12 protein-coding genes are annotated in these 13,814 nt (G+C 42.5%); 4 read left to right on the top strand and 8 right to left on the bottom strand.

The features are described 5' to 3' along the window. Nucleotides 1-23: 23 nt before the first annotated feature. From QUA70_RS06395 to QUA70_RS06380, 4 genes are read right to left on the bottom strand one after another with little or no spacing between them, the layout of a single operon-like run. Nucleotides 24-506, bottom strand: a complete 483-nt coding sequence (locus QUA70_RS06395; RefSeq protein ID WP_333345652.1) for a hypothetical protein — start codon at nucleotides 504-506, stop codon at nucleotides 24-26. Next, on the bottom strand, nucleotides 503-1,171 hold the full coding sequence (locus tag QUA70_RS06390) for an RAMP superfamily CRISPR-associated protein (RefSeq protein WP_333345651.1): 669 nt from the start codon (nucleotides 1,169-1,171) through the stop codon (nucleotides 503-505). Before QUA70_RS06390 ends, QUA70_RS06395 begins: the two co-directional genes overlap by 4 nt. Continuing rightward, entirely contained in the window at nucleotides 1,134-2,813 is a 1,680-nt protein-coding gene (locus QUA70_RS06385; RefSeq protein ID WP_333345649.1) for a Cas10/Cmr2 second palm domain-containing protein, read from the bottom strand. Before QUA70_RS06385 ends, QUA70_RS06390 begins: the two co-directional genes overlap by 38 nt. Next, nucleotides 2,810-4,102 carry a Card1-like endonuclease domain-containing protein gene (locus tag QUA70_RS06380; RefSeq protein ID WP_333345646.1) on the bottom strand — a complete coding sequence of 431 codons (1,293 nt, stop codon included), beginning with the start codon at nucleotides 4,100-4,102 and terminating at the stop codon, nucleotides 2,810-2,812. Before QUA70_RS06380 ends, QUA70_RS06385 begins: the two co-directional genes overlap by 4 nt. An 82-nt stretch (nucleotides 4,103-4,184) precedes the next feature. Between QUA70_RS06380 and QUA70_RS06375 the strand changes: the two genes are divergently transcribed. Beyond that, nucleotides 4,185-5,606: a TIGR03985 family CRISPR-associated protein gene (locus QUA70_RS06375; protein ID WP_333327533.1), complete on the top strand. Its 1,422-nt coding sequence runs from the start codon at nucleotides 4,185-4,187 to the stop codon at nucleotides 5,604-5,606. Between the two features lie 292 nt (nucleotides 5,607-5,898). Here the strand turns inward: QUA70_RS06375 and QUA70_RS06370 are convergent, their stop codons facing one another. Then, complete coding sequence (locus QUA70_RS06370) at nucleotides 5,899-6,105, bottom strand: hypothetical protein (protein WP_333327530.1); 207 nt, start codon at nucleotides 6,103-6,105, stop codon at nucleotides 5,899-5,901. Nucleotides 6,106-6,219: 114 nt separating this feature from the next. Here QUA70_RS06370 and QUA70_RS06365 point away from each other — a divergent pair, with 114 nt between their 5' ends. Both QUA70_RS06365 and QUA70_RS06360 read left to right on the top strand, forming a co-directional pair. Then, nucleotides 6,220-6,546: an MgPME-cyclase complex family protein gene (locus QUA70_RS06365; protein WP_333345643.1), complete on the top strand. Its 327-nt coding sequence runs from the start codon at nucleotides 6,220-6,222 to the stop codon at nucleotides 6,544-6,546. After that, the gene (locus tag QUA70_RS06360) at nucleotides 6,543-7,280 is read left to right on the top strand and encodes a hypothetical protein (protein ID WP_333327527.1); all 738 of its coding nucleotides are present in this window, start codon (nucleotides 6,543-6,545) and stop codon (nucleotides 7,278-7,280) included. The genes QUA70_RS06365 and QUA70_RS06360 overlap by 4 nt, the downstream gene beginning before the upstream one ends. A gap of 67 nt (nucleotides 7,281-7,347) precedes the next feature. Here QUA70_RS06360 and QUA70_RS06355 read toward each other — a convergent pair whose 3' ends face one another. Then, a complete protein-coding gene (locus QUA70_RS06355) occupies nucleotides 7,348-9,444 on the bottom strand; it encodes a tetratricopeptide repeat protein (protein WP_333345640.1) in 2,097 nt (698 codons plus the stop codon). A 459-nt stretch (nucleotides 9,445-9,903) separates the two neighbouring features. Further along, nucleotides 9,904-10,845 carry an NAD-dependent epimerase/dehydratase family protein gene (locus tag QUA70_RS06350; protein ID WP_333345637.1) on the bottom strand — a complete coding sequence of 314 codons (942 nt, stop codon included), beginning with the start codon at nucleotides 10,843-10,845 and terminating at the stop codon, nucleotides 9,904-9,906. Nucleotides 10,846-11,106: 261 nt separating this feature from the next. Between QUA70_RS06350 and dnaG the strand changes: the two genes are divergently transcribed. Then, entirely contained in the window at nucleotides 11,107-13,128 is a 2,022-nt protein-coding gene (dnaG, locus tag QUA70_RS06345) for a DNA primase (protein WP_333345635.1), read from the top strand. Between the two features lie 160 nt (nucleotides 13,129-13,288). On the opposite strand, the gene QUA70_RS06340 is transcribed toward dnaG, so the two are convergent. Beyond that, nucleotides 13,289-13,810: a pentapeptide repeat-containing protein gene (locus QUA70_RS06340; protein WP_333327516.1), complete on the bottom strand. Its 522-nt coding sequence runs from the start codon at nucleotides 13,808-13,810 to the stop codon at nucleotides 13,289-13,291. Nucleotides 13,811-13,814 lie beyond the last annotated feature (4 nt).

Below are 13,814 nucleotides of genomic sequence, written 5' to 3'. Positions count from 1 at the left end.
TTTTAAACCATCCTAATCTTTCTTCAGTCTTGTCTTATGGTACTTTGGCTGCTTAAAAACTGTCCGGAGTATTGTTTGTATAAATTTATCATTCCCCCTTTTTCTGTCCAGAAGTATTCACCCACAGCCTTTGGAGTTTCTGGATCGTCTCCTCTATCAATACTAAAATCATAGACAGCTATAGGGGAATTCTCTTTAAGTTCTGCATCCTTATCCTTGAACCAACATAAAGGCAGAGGAAGAGTACGTTGCGGTTGCTTTTCTTGACTTAAAAGATAAGCATTTAAGTAACGGGTACTATTGGCATCAAAGAAAAGTCCCTTAACTTCCTGACTGGTTAAATCCAGTTCTGATAAATTATGCTGCCTCATATAACGCCCAATAATTGCACCGCGAATCATGCTACCAGGAATGTAAGAATACGAAACATCGCTGTTCGGATCGCCTTGAAATGAAGTAGCGAGAACTGGTTGCTGGGTTTTCAATGATAAAGTAATAGCTTTCATGCAACTTTCTCCTTAATTTCTGTTCCAAAAATCTTCGCATATTGATGGGTAATATCATTACCTTCTGAATCGTGTAGCGTACATCTAACGCGACCGCGACCTCGATTGCGCCCGCTACCCAAGCGTCGGAGTGCCAAAGAACTAACGGCTAAAAGCGACAACATTTCATTACTTGGCATCTTCTCGAAAATCAAATCAGCCGTAAAATAAAGCTCGCGCAAAACTACACGCAATGAACGCAAACTACCTTCATCTGGTGTACCGGATTGTGCGTCTATTGCAGTCTGACGACGAATAGCTGTCAGCGAATCAAGTACCTCTGTTTTTGTTAAAGTTTCGTCATCAATCTGGAAAGCAACAGCTTGACGTAAGTCATCGGGCAAACAAGCATCACCTACGTGAACTGCACCTATTGTTCCCAGAGTGCTACCAAGCGTCCCGAATAGTTTACAAGCAACTTTTTCCCAATCCTGTTGATGATTAGATAAAACAGCGATTAAGTTATCGCATTCTTCGCTCAGCAATCCTTTAAGAGTACGTCCCCGCAAGTAAGGAAAACCATAGGGATCGTGTTCGACTTCTTGGTCGATTAAACCTGCGACTCCATCTCCTCGTCCAAACGTAGTATCACTCCGCAGTTCTATTTTCAGTTGGTAAATCGGCATTGCATTCTTCCCTCAATGAGATATAAAATTCCATCGCTTCAATCGCATCAAAATAACCACAAGTTTCATGTACCCAACCCTGTTTAGCTAATGTTACACTCAGACCGCTACATTCTGGGAAACTCGGCAGTTGCTCATCCTTGATTCTGTAATTTTTGAGAAACTTCTGAGTTGCGTCAATCCCTTGTCGCAGTACATCTCTTAAAGCAATCACCTTATTATGACGACCTTTCCATTCCTCATCTTCATTCAAGTGTTTGACTACTTTTGTGAAGCCTTCCCAAGTACGCCAATCACTATGTTGTTCTTTTCTAAAGCTTACAGGTCGCATTGATAAGCTACCAGCAAGCACTTTATATTCGCGATCGCGAATTTCAGAAATTGACCCACTTAAGCCACTCGCTGCCAAATGCCAATCCAAAGCTGAAAAGTCTCCTTTGTTTTCATCTTTAACAAACTTTTTAGCTTTTCGACACAAATCTTCGCTCAGTTGATAAGCGCGAGCAAAGGGATAGTGAGTTTTGACAACACAAATTCCGGCACAAGCTTTAATCGGCTTACCATCTGCAATTTTTTGTTTTTCAAGTGCTTCAAGATAAATTGCAGCCAGTTCAAGTCCTAAGCGCCCATCACAAACAAAGGTGACATCATCACCTCCATAGACTAGAGGACGAAAGGGCAAGTTATTCCCTTCAATAGCAAACTTACCCATAACTTTTTTGACTATTTTACCGTCCTCCTCTACATCAATAATTGATGCAGCGAGCATCTCTATCACTTTTCTGAGCGCATTAATACCAGCATCATTAACGCTGCGGGATAGTTCGCGCATAGCGATAATGTAATCTCGATTAGACTTATCTTTGCCAAACTTTTGAAAGCGTTTACCCATACCATTGCCATCAGCATGAATTACACCGACATAGCTGGAATCTCCTTCAGAACGCCCCATATAATCAGTTCTTAGGGGAAATTCGTAAATTTCGGAAGTAGAAGTGATTAATTTATGTTTGAGGTGGTTATTAGCTAACTCAACCGCCTTCCGTTTGTTCAGAATTTCTCTAGAAATTAGATAAGGTTCATCATCTTCATCCTTAAATGGCACGCTCATATCTACAGCAACTAACTGAGTCGAGCGACAAGTTGCTGTCACACCTAACCCTAGCAACGGTGCAGAAGGTATCCTGCTTCGCTTTTTAACATCCAGGTCATTTTTCATCAAGTCTTGGACTACTTTATACAGAGATTGACTATCCCAATCAAACTCTTGATGGACAGCGACAAGATTGATTCCAGGTGCTTCTTCTAAGATTCGTTTACTCAAAATTTTAGTGAATTCCACGGCATATTGTTTTTCAGAAAACAGCAATACTGTATTGCCACCACCTGCATAAACTAATTCAGCAGCTAGTCCATCATCTTCGATACGTGGTTTTGCCTCCGATTGAGGTTTTTCAGGATCGAAGGCGTAAACTTCTCGGTTAATATTTTTTTTCAGCTTATTTAAAGCTTCTCTAGCCCAGTTGTCAGTTGCTTGAGATACGAGATAGGATGCACCAATGTTTTCTCGCAAGCGGTTACTACCGAAAATGTAAGGTTGAATTCCTGTTGTGTCTAGTACCGTGACAGTAAATTTTCTCATTTTGCATCCTTATCATTTTGTTTAATCCAGTCTTCAATTTTGCTCGCTAGATCCGTTAGGTCATCACGTCCAAACACAGCAATTTTTTTGTCATCTAGCACTGCTACCTCTGCTTTGAGAGTATCTGGTTCGTTAGTACAGCAAATTAAAGCAACTCTTGCTTCATCACCGCCCATTTGTCGCGCTCGTAAGTAGGCTTCAAACAGCTTGTTTTTACATAAATCTCTTTTGCTAGTTGTTGAGACAGACATGGCGAACAGTTGATAGCCCCTTGTAAACGCAACATCAAATTCAAATCCCTGTTGAGTTCCTAGGAGAGGGACTTGAAAATTAAGTCCGTAGTCTTTGATAGAGTTTCGATCGGCAATATTTTTGACTTGCTGCAAAACATAATGTTCTAACCACAAACCGTCAAGATATTTACAAAAATGTTCTATTTCCGTAAAAGCTCCTTTTTCTTTAACTGCTTGCAACGATAGTTTTCCATCTGAGCCAATCAAGTTTTCTCGTTTAAACTCAGTCTCAATTTCTGGCGGTAATTTTTCGACAGATCTTGATAATTTAGCTAATTCTGTTTTGCTTTTCCACTTATCTCCATCACCATTTTTCTTTTTTTCACGCGCTTGTTCACGAAAAATACCGTACCAATCATCCCACTGCTTTTTTTGATCTTCATCCTTAAATACTTTGGCAAGTGCTGCTGCTAATTCTGGTAATTGCGCTTCTTGTGTAGGATTGGCTTTCAACTCTAATCGGTGAATTTGGAAAAGTTCTACAAGTTCAACTTGCAACATATCTGGCTTGACTTTGATGCGAATACGATCGCGATCTTCCCGATCTATACACATTTCCAATTTACGCGGGTCAAGATAGCTAAACACAGTATCAGGATGCTGTTTGCTCAAAACTGCTCTGTAAGCGTGTACAGCCATCGCCTTCGTACCGCCCGTATAATTCAATCCAATTTTTCCATCCAGGAGAGTTTTTAGCTCAGAGCAAATTGCCTTGTGAATCTCATAGGCATCAGCTTCGCCATCCTTGAGCGGCACATGTTTAGCTTTTAAACCAATTGGTTCGGTATTCAATATTGTTTCCAGACGTATGGCTAGCTTCTCTGTACCAGTTGTGTATACAAGGTAGGCCGTACCTCCTTTATTTAACAAAAGTCTCGCTGCGACATAATTCGGCAAAGGGTTCTCGCCAATCAGCAAAAACAGGTGGTCAACTTTGTACTCATCAAACTCAGATGTACTCATAAAGCCTGTCTCTCCGTCTTTCTCAACTTTCACGCCGATTATTGCATCGTATCGGAAATACCCCCTTCCGATCGCTGTTACTCTAGAAAACACAACATAAATTCATCAACCGACAGTGAACGTAACTTTTCGCAATCCCCCACAACCCAGGCTGTTACAGGATTTAGCCAACGGAACTCTCGACCAAATGCAGAATCTCACCCGTGCCATCAGGTTGTGGGTTTTGGTAAGTTGGCTGTACAGCGACGAGGGATATATTGCCCTTGACAATCCCTTTACCTATGCTGATTGGCGCGCCGCCTTCTTTGGGGAGAATTATAAGGATGAAAAGCAAGAAGATATTCTTAACTATCCAGACCCCCATTGTGCTTGCAACAAAACAACGAAACAGTGGTTGACAAAATGGGATCTATCTGTAACTGATTGGCGACATTCTTTAAAAAAGCAAATATCTATTGCCGATACCGATTTAGACGAGTTATTGGAAGAAAGGTTATTTGCTCAAGTTCGCAAATCCCTTCAAAGTGATTTCGATTTATTGGTGAGTCGCCATTGCTTGGAACGGGTTGCTGATGTTGCTGGTAGGAGCAAGCAATATCGCCGGGTGGAAAAAAAACCGTCAATTTACAGTCAAACAGAAAACTCTCCCCTCGATCGCAATTTAACTCCAAAAGCTCAAGCTTATGTAGCTAGCGCATTGGGTAGGTTTAGTTTTCTCGATCCTAGTTTCCCCGTGCTAGCCGAACAAATTTCAGAAGAGGAACTAGATGAAGACAATAATCGCGTTTTTTTGTACGTGGATTATGTCGTACCAGAATCTAGTCCTATGGAAGATACTGTAGATCAAATTCAGAGCGAATTGCAAGAAATTTGGGAATCGGGACAAATTCCCCCTTTACTCCTAACCTATCGCAGCGCTCATCAAAACCTAATTAAGGAATGCGTTGTTTACCCGGTTTGCATTTACTTTATGGAATATGCCAAATACCTCTGTGCCTATGGCAGCACCCCTAGAGGTGAAATCAATTGGTATAAATATCGCCTCGATCGCATTATTTCTAAACGTCTAGAACCTCTCAATTGGCAAGACACCCGCGTCCCTCAATTATTAAGAGAGCAATACGCAGCAAATCGCTTACCAACCCCTCAAACAGTCAACGCGATCTTAAAACAAGCTTGGGGTTGCGACTTTTATAAAGAAATCGGGCTGATGGTATTGCGGTTCGATCGCGATTTTCATCAAAGTTATATGCAGGGAATCAGCATTCACCATACCTTTACCGCCATAGAGTGCGATCGCGCTGCCACATTAATCACACAATACACTCCCAAACCAGAAAATCGACAGATTCTTTTAGATATACTTCAGTCTCGTCCTACCACCGATATTTACTACGAACTCAAGTACCGGCTTACAGACTACTATGTCGTCAGATGGTTGAGAGCGTTGGGTTCAAAAGTTGAAGTTTTACTACCTTGGGATTTGCGGCAAAAAATGGCTCTAGAAAGTCAAAATACTTGGAATTTGTATAAATAAGAAAATACCACAAATTGGGCGTAAGGGGCGATCGCCCTTGACGGAACGGCAGAAGTGAAGGGCGATCGCCCGTTTGAGAAAGTTTGGGTTAATTAGGGCGATCGCTCCCAAAAAGTACCAAAGTTTACAACGTTCAGAGTTTAAACTCTGAGCCTTACGATTTATATTACACTATATATTACAGTCGTCATAACAAGCTCGATTCGCGATCGCACTCCAACAACTTTTCATATGCAAACCACTCCCAATCAGGTTTAACAGCCCCCAGATTGCCTCAATAATTGGTAATTATTCAACCTGCAATTCCATCTAATTTCCTATTGTCACCTAAATTTTCACGAAAATCACCAGCCCCAAAAATAATCGCCCAAATCCCCAAAAAACCAGCAACTCTCGCAACTCTCACAACTCCCTCAACTCTCACCACCAAAGATTTTTCTGAGGCGACTTGCTCTGCATCTACCCAAGATGACAGCAAATAAGGTAAAGTAAACGGCACAAGAGTCTAGAACTCTCCAACTGCCGCAACTCGGCAAACCCGCCCCTGACCAGCAAAACTGGCCGGTACAGGCGGCATTAACCGCTAACCCTCAACCCCTAACAACCGAGAAAAATGCAAACCTACTACTACGTTTTAGCCAGCCAACGCTTTTTACTAGAAGAAGAAGCCCTAGATGAAGTGTTTAAAGAAAGAACTCGCAACTACAACGAACAAGAAAAAGAAATAGACTTCTGGTTGGTCAAACAGCCGGCTTTCCTAGAAGCACCGACTATGGCAGAAGTTAAAGCAAAATGCCCTCAGCCAGCCGCCGCTATTATTTCTACCGATCCAGTCTTCATCACTTGGTTGAAACTCCGATTAGAATATGTACTGACAGGTGAATTTCAAGCGCCCTCACCAATTATTCCCGATGCCCTTGCATCCCTACAGACAGCATGAACAAAATAGCCAAATATCAGACAAAACAACTAACAACAATTAGGGGTAAACTTTACAAATTTATTTTGTCTCTACCCCTATTTTCTGCTACTTCGATCGCCCTTTTGGTATTGACAATTTTATCGAGTTCTGTTAAAGCTCAATCGAGCTGCCAACCGCCCCAGCCCGATGAATATCTACTGTTAATTGTCACCAGAACACCCGAACAACAAGAAAGAGCAAAACGCTCTTTCCCAGGAAATACTAACAACACAGTTTGTCAGTACATCAGCGACACGGTGACGCGAGTTGGTGGCTTTCGCGACTCGCAAATCGCTAGCGATTGGGTTAAATACATCGAAGATGTTGTCGGATTACAAGCTTACGTAGTACGATCGCCCGCAGCCGCGCTACCGCAAAATTTGCCAGTCTACAACCCTCAGCCAGTAGCAGGTTCTGAACCAATCACTAATCCTTCAACGGGCAATCTTGCCTTCAATCCCCAACCCCTAGGCCCTGGTTATGCAGTGTTAGTAGATTACTTCAACCAACCGGAATTAGCCGCCCAAGTCAGGCAAGCATTAGGCACGCAAGTAGGCTTAGCTTCCTACGGCCAGCGTCCCTTTTTATTCGTCGCTTATACAACGGATCAAAACGCCGCTACTGCTGCAGTAAAAACATTGAGCGATCGAGGTTTTTGGCCGATGTTAGTAGACAGCCGCCGAGTTACCGTAATTGCTCCCGCTGTTCGCTAAAAGATAAAACTTGGTAATTCAAATTGCTTCTTGTCAAACAAAGTCCGCTTAAGGGAACTAATAACAATTATTGTTGTTGTTGGGATTCTAGCGGGCTGCTTCCTACCTGACTTTCTGCCCGCTTTTTTGCTTCCATTGCCGCTCCGTAATCTGGTTTGTAGCGAATTGCTTTGTCATAGGAGGCGATCGCATCTTCGTATCTTTTTACCGCTACAAGCGCATTACCGCGACTATACCAAGCTTCGGAGTAATCTTGCTTAACATAAACGGCTTCATTGTAAGAGACGATCGCATCTTCATACCGTTTCAAATTGTACTGAGCATTGCCTCTATTGTACCACGCTTGGTATTCTTTCGGGTTTAAATCTAAGGCTCTGTTATAACACTCAATTGCTTGTTCGTACTTGCGTAATTCGTGATATGACCAACCTAAATTGTACCAGGCTTGATAATAATCAGGTTTTAATTTAACAGCTTTTTCGTAAGATTCTACCGCTTCTTCATGCCTCCGCATTTTCAGCAAAGCGATGCCTTTACTGTACCAGGCTTGATAAAAATTGGGCTGAAACCGCACGGCTTTTTCGTAGGCTTCAAAAGCTTCTTGGTTTTTGTTCACTTCTAGGAAGACATTGCCTAAATTGTACCAGACTTCATAATTATCGAATTTGATTTCAACTGCTTTTTGATAGGATTCTACGGCTCGATCGTACTGTTTTAATTTTTGGTAAGCTTGTCCCCGATTGTACCAGGCACGGTACAAGTTAGGCTGAAATTGTACCGCTTTTTCGTAGGAGGCGATCGCCTCTTCGTACCGCTGCGAATCTAACAGAGTGTCGCCTCTGCCTTCCCAGGCTGCGGCATAGTCGGGCTGGATTTTCAAAGCGTTATCAAAAGATGCGATCGCCTCTTGAGACTGTTGCAACTTATCCAAAGCATAACCGCGTCCCGTCCAAGCTTCCAAGTATTCCGGCTTTAATTCTATGGCTTTATCATAAGCTGACTGCGATTCTCGATATTTTTTCAATTCATATAAAGTTTTGGCTTTTTCCTGCCACACTTCCGCGTAGTCCGGCCTGAGATTTATAGCTCGCTCGTAAGCTGCCAGAGCTTCTTCAAATCGGCTTAAATTGTAAAGAGTATTGCCTCGGTTGTACAAGTCAGTTGCATTGGCAGAATTAAAAGTTTTTACACCATAAATTGATGCTATAATAGTGATGCCAATTAAACTGGCGATCGACAATATTTTTAAATACAGTTTTTTTCGGGATTTTACAGGCCCCTTCGCAGCAGCAACAGGAGGCAATACAGGAACTGTACCGCTGAAAGAATTTTTCAATTCTTTAATAGCTTGCAGCGTTTCGCCGGCACTAGAATAACGTTGGCGAAAATCGTACTTTACCATCTTATCTAAAATCTTCGCAAATTCAGGACTGACTGATGTTTTGTCCTGCCAAATAATTTCCTCTGTATCGGGATTTTTTGGCATTTGGTGAGGATTTATGCCAGTGAGGAACTGAATTGCGATCGCACCGACGGCATAGATATCGCTGCTGAGTTTCGGGTTGCCGTGAGCTTGTTCGCTAGGCATATAACCGGGAGTACCGATGCTGACACTCAAGCTATTCTTGGGCTGAGGAGTGGTGATTTGAGTAGTAATTTCTTTGACTGCGCCGAAGTCAATTAAAACTAATTTTCCGTCTCTATCTCTGCGGAGAATATTACGAGGATTGACATCGCGGTGAATCACATTTTGCTGGTGTACAAAGTCTAAAATTTCCAGAAGTTCTTGCAATATACAAATGACTTGATCTTCCTGCATGACTCCCGCATTTCCCGGAGAAGCGGGCGTAATTTCTTGGCTTAAATCGTGACCTTCTATAAATTCTTGAACTAGGTAAAACTCTTGATTCTCTTCAAAAAAAGCAAAAAGTCGGGGAATGCGATCGTGATTTCCCAATTTGTACAAAACTTGGGCTTCGGTATCGAATAAACGTCTAGCTACCTGTAGAGTTCCCGGATCAGTTGCTTGAGGTTTAAGCTGCTTGACGACGCAGAGGTGATTTCCTGGTAGCTGCTTATCTTCAGCTAAATAAGTTTGAGCAAATCCGCCGCCTCCCAAGTGACGGATAATGCTGTAGCGATTGCCGAGTGTTATTCCAACCATGAAATTCACCTAATATTTCCTAATCTTTGGGAGAATTAGCTTCCAACCAAGCTGTCACATCTTCCGCCTTAGAAAATTCTAACATAGCCTATCTAAATTTTTGAATTGGTCGAACGACAACTGGCGAGTTTGAATTTCCATAAAATCAATTTTAGGGTGACATCCATTATGCCGTTCTTCAATCATTAATTTATTTCTCTCAGTTGTTACTGTATTTTACACAGCTAGCTTCCCCAATCTCGGTCGGTTTATAAGTTGGATTTCAATAATTACAGATGTGCCGTTGTTGAGTTTTGCGATCGCCTCTAAGTAGCTATTTTGGGTTGTGATGTAAGGCGCGCGACGCCAACTTTACTGTGACAGTCTGTTTGCTTTCTTTCTTGTTCCCTCCCCTTAGTAAGGGGAGGGTTAGGGTGGGTTTCTAGATTTTTGCTGGTATGGGGATGCTCCCACTCTAACTTAACTTTGAACCGATTTCAAAATTTGATCATCGACTGAAAAATCTATCTCAGCTTTGTCCCGTCCCGAAACTACATAATCATTCTGAAAAGAATCTTTCAATCCAGAAACTAAGTCAAATTCCGGCTGCCAGTTAAGCTCGGTGACAGCTTTATTAACTGAAGCAAAAAAGTGCTGCAATCGCATCGGAAAAGCTTTCTTTTTGCCGAAGTCAAATTGTTTCGGATCGTAGTGTACAATCTTAATAGCATCAGGGGATTTGCCTGCCGCTTGAATGCAGGCGCGGGCTAAACCGTCAAAGGTGACAAATCGATCGCCCGAAACGTTGTAAATTTGCCCCATCGCCCTTTCGTTGCCCAAAACCGCCGCCATTGCTTTAGCCAAATCCTGACAGTGCCCCAACTGCGTGAAGTGCATTCCGTTACCGGGAATCGGAATCGGTCGATCGCGCACAATGCGATCGAAAAACCAAGCCTCTAAATCGTTATAATTTTGGGGGCCGTAAATGTAAGTCGGGCGAATCGAAGTCCAAGGCAAACCGAACTCGGCCAAGTAATTTTCGGTTTCGCATTTACCCAAATGCCGGCTTTTAGGATCAGTAGCGTCCCCTTCAATATGAGGCATTTGATCCGACTTCAAATAAACCCCCGCAGAGCTCATGTAAACAAAGTGCTGCACCCGCCCTTTAAATATTTCAGCTAAAGGCTTTGTATCGCTGAGTTCGCGGCCGTTGTTGTCAAAAACAGCGTCAAACTCGACCGTCGATAACTTTTCTTTTAGTTGTTCGACATTTGTGCGATCGCCCTGAATCTGTTTTACGCCCGCAACCGGTACAGGCTTGTTGCCCCGGTTAAACAACACCACTTCATGCCCTTGTGCTGCTAAAATCTTAGTAAGATAAACCCCAATAAACCGAGTACCGCCCATCATTAAAATTCGCATTAATTTCGATGCTCCTTACAGTTAGTATAAATATCTTACAATAAATTTATGCCCTAGGGCGTGTTTTCTATCCCCGGAGCTCCCCCTAAATCCCCCTTAAAAAGGGAGACTTTGACACTGATTATTTCACCTTTTTAAGGGGGCTGGGATTTTGAATCTCATGAGAAATCACTCAGAGTAGATAATTCATCCGTGTATCCGTGTCCTCATCCGTGTAGTGCTTTCCTTCTCCAATACTTCCAATTTGCCTAAAATAGCCCTATGCAAGTTCCTCGCCTGCATCCAGAAACAATCGAAGAAGTTAAACAAAGAGCCGACATAGTAGATGTTATTTCCGGTCGCGTAGTGTTGCGAAAACGCGGGAAAGAATTCGTAGGTTTGTGTCCTTTTCACGATGAAAAATCTCCCAGCTTTACAGTCAGCCCCGGCAAACAAATGTATTATTGTTTCGGCTGCGGTGCAGGTGGCAATGCTTTTAAGTTCCTCATGGAATTGGAGAAACGCCCTTTCAGCGAAGTAGTATTAGAATTAGCCAAAAATTATCAAGTTCCCGTCAAAACTGTCGAACCGGAACACCGACAAGAATTGCAGCGGCAAATTTCTCTGCGCGAACAACTCTATGAAATCTCAGCACTAACAGCCAACTTTTACGAACACGCTTTGCGACAAACCCAAGGAGAAGAACCCTTAGCATATCTCAAATCAGAGCGCCAGCTCAGCGAAGAAACTATCCAACAATTTCAATTAGGTTATGCACCCCAAGGTTGGGAAGCACTTTACAGTTATTTAGTAGAACAGAAAAACTATCCGGCGCCATTAGTAGAACAAGCTGGATTAATTGTACCCCGAAAAAATGGCGGCAGCGGTTATTACGATCGCTTCCGCAATCGCATTATGATTCCCATTCGCGATACCCAAGGCAGAGTCATCGGTTTCGGCGGCAGAGCTCTGGGGGACGAACAGCCGAAATACCTCAATTCTCCCGAAACAGAACTCTTCGATAAAGGCAAAACTTTATTTGCCTTAGATACAGCGAAAACAGCCATTAGCAAAGCCGATCGCGCAGTGGTTGTAGAGGGGTACTTTGATGCGATCGCACTTCAGGCCGCCGGCATCTCCAACGCCGTCGCTTCCCTCGGCACAGCCTTAAGTTTAAACCAAGTGCGGCAGTTATTGCGCTACACTGACTCCAAACAAATTATCCTCAACTTTGACGCCGACAAAGCAGGAACTCAAGCAGCAGAACGCGCTATTGGAGAAATAGAAAAACTCGCTTATCAAGGAGAAGTGCAACTGCGGGTTCTCAACATTCCCGACGGCAAAGATGCCGACGAATACCTCAAAACATACTCCCCAGAACAATATCAAGAATTGCTGGAAAATGCTCCCCTGTGGCTGGACTGGCAACTGCAACAAATGCTGGTTAATCAAGATTTAAAAAAAACCGATATTTACCAGCAAGTTACCAAAAAATTTGTTAAATTATTAACTAATATTACTGACGACAATCAACTCCATCGTTACCTTTCAAAGTGCGCGGAAATCCTAAGCAAAGAAGAATCTAAGCGGGAACCAATACTAAGAGAAACTTTGTTAAATCAAGTAGTTAGCGATTGGGGTAAAAGACTGAGTAAAGATGAATCATTGACAGTTTCGCCGTTAATTAGAAAGAATCTGAAGCGGAACAAGCAATATAAAAAACAGCGTGCAAGTGGCGAAAACCAAAGCTCAAAATCAAGCTTATCTGCTGCTGTAGCTCGCAGTCTTTTAGAAGAAGCAGAAGCGCAATTATTGCAGATTTACTTGCACTGTCCCGAATACCGCCAAGATGTCAGAGAAGCAATAGAAGCTAGAGACGTGCAGTTTAGCCTTTCTCACCACAGATTTTTGTGGCATCAGATTGTCAATGCAGAAATATTGCACAAAACCTCTTTACAAATAGCGCCTTCTGAGTTAATATTGAAGTTGCAAGATAGCTTCATTGAATATCCAAATCAACTCAATCAGATCTCGCATTTATTTCACTTAAATGAGTTTTCAGAAAGAAACGTTTATCGCGCACCTCTAGTAATTAGATCTGCCCTCGCCTGTATCGAGCAAATTATCAGCATGAAGCGCCGCCGGATTGCACTCAATATGTGGGAAAAAGCCAAGGCCGCTAGTAGTGGCGAAGAGGCTATAGAATATTACCAACTATTATGTGCCGAACAACAATGGCTCACGGAATTAGAGCGGCTGCGTCAAGTTAATTTTTACGATTTAACATCCGTGCCTTGGGGCTAATGCCCTTTTAGATTTTAGATTTTAGATTGGGGATGACTCGTTCGATATAGGTTGGAAGCTTGCCTGCAGTTACATTATTTTTTTAACTGGTATAAGCAATAAAGTCATTACTACAAACTATCTTGTGGTAATGACTTTATTCCTTTATTCAAAGATCCTTTTAATAATCGCAAAAAAGAGTTTCGCGAGTATCTCTACCCGTCACCGGATTAGTACCTTTTGCCACTTTACAAAGTTTTTCTATCATATCGTCTCGGAGCAGTGTTTCTGTAAAATCAGCACCGTCAATGACTGCTCCTTCGAGTCTGGTATTGTAAGCGAAAGCACCCTCAAGGATAGCATTAGTTAAATTTGCTTTCATCATGCGAGCTAAATCTAAAGTAGCACCCGTGAAATTAGCGCCTTCTAAATTTGCTTCTTCCATATTGGCAGCAAAAAAGCTGACGCCCCGCAAATCTGCATTAGTAAAATTGCTGTTGCGAAGATTGGCTTTATTAAAGCTGTCGTCAGTCAGAACTTGGCCCGTAAAATCAGCGCCGACTAGGATTTCTTTGTCGTGATCCAAAGCGAAAGCAGGTGCGGGATTAATACCGATCGCCCCAACGGCAATTACTGCTAAAATAACAAAACTCAGCAAGAAAGTATAAATATTTTTGCGATGTTGGCGAATTCGATAATTCATAAGT

Origin of the sequence: Microcoleus sp. LAD1_D5, from assembly GCF_036702115.1 — a bacterium.
Lineage (GTDB): Bacteria > Cyanobacteriota > Cyanobacteriia > Cyanobacteriales > Microcoleaceae > Microcoleus.
This window is presented reverse-complemented; position numbering and strand designations above follow the sequence as displayed.

Bases quoted from the DNA above. Each gene is read 5' to 3' on its own strand.
- QUA70_RS06365 (WP_333345643.1), top strand. From the start codon at position 6,220: ATGCAAACCTACTACTACGTTTTAGCCAGCCAACGCTTTTTACTAGAA.
- QUA70_RS06390 (WP_333345651.1), bottom strand. From the start codon at position 1,171: ATGCCGATTTACCAACTGAAAATAGAACTGCGGAGTGATACTACGTTT.
- QUA70_RS06395 (WP_333345652.1), bottom strand. From the start codon at position 506: ATGAAAGCTATTACTTTATCATTGAAAACCCAGCAACCAGTTCTCGCT.
- QUA70_RS06355 (WP_333345640.1), bottom strand. From the start codon at position 9,444: ATGGTTGGAATAACACTCGGCAATCGCTACAGCATTATCCGTCACTTG.
- dnaG (WP_333345635.1), top strand. From the start codon at position 11,107: ATGCAAGTTCCTCGCCTGCATCCAGAAACAATCGAAGAAGTTAAACAA.
- QUA70_RS06360 (WP_333327527.1), top strand. From the start codon at position 6,543: ATGAACAAAATAGCCAAATATCAGACAAAACAACTAACAACAATTAGG.
- QUA70_RS06350 (WP_333345637.1), bottom strand. From the start codon at position 10,845: ATGCGAATTTTAATGATGGGCGGTACTCGGTTTATTGGGGTTTATCTT.
- QUA70_RS06340 (WP_333327516.1), bottom strand. From the start codon at position 13,810: ATGAATTATCGAATTCGCCAACATCGCAAAAATATTTATACTTTCTTG.
- QUA70_RS06385 (WP_333345649.1), bottom strand. From the start codon at position 2,813: ATGAGAAAATTTACTGTCACGGTACTAGACACAACAGGAATTCAACCT.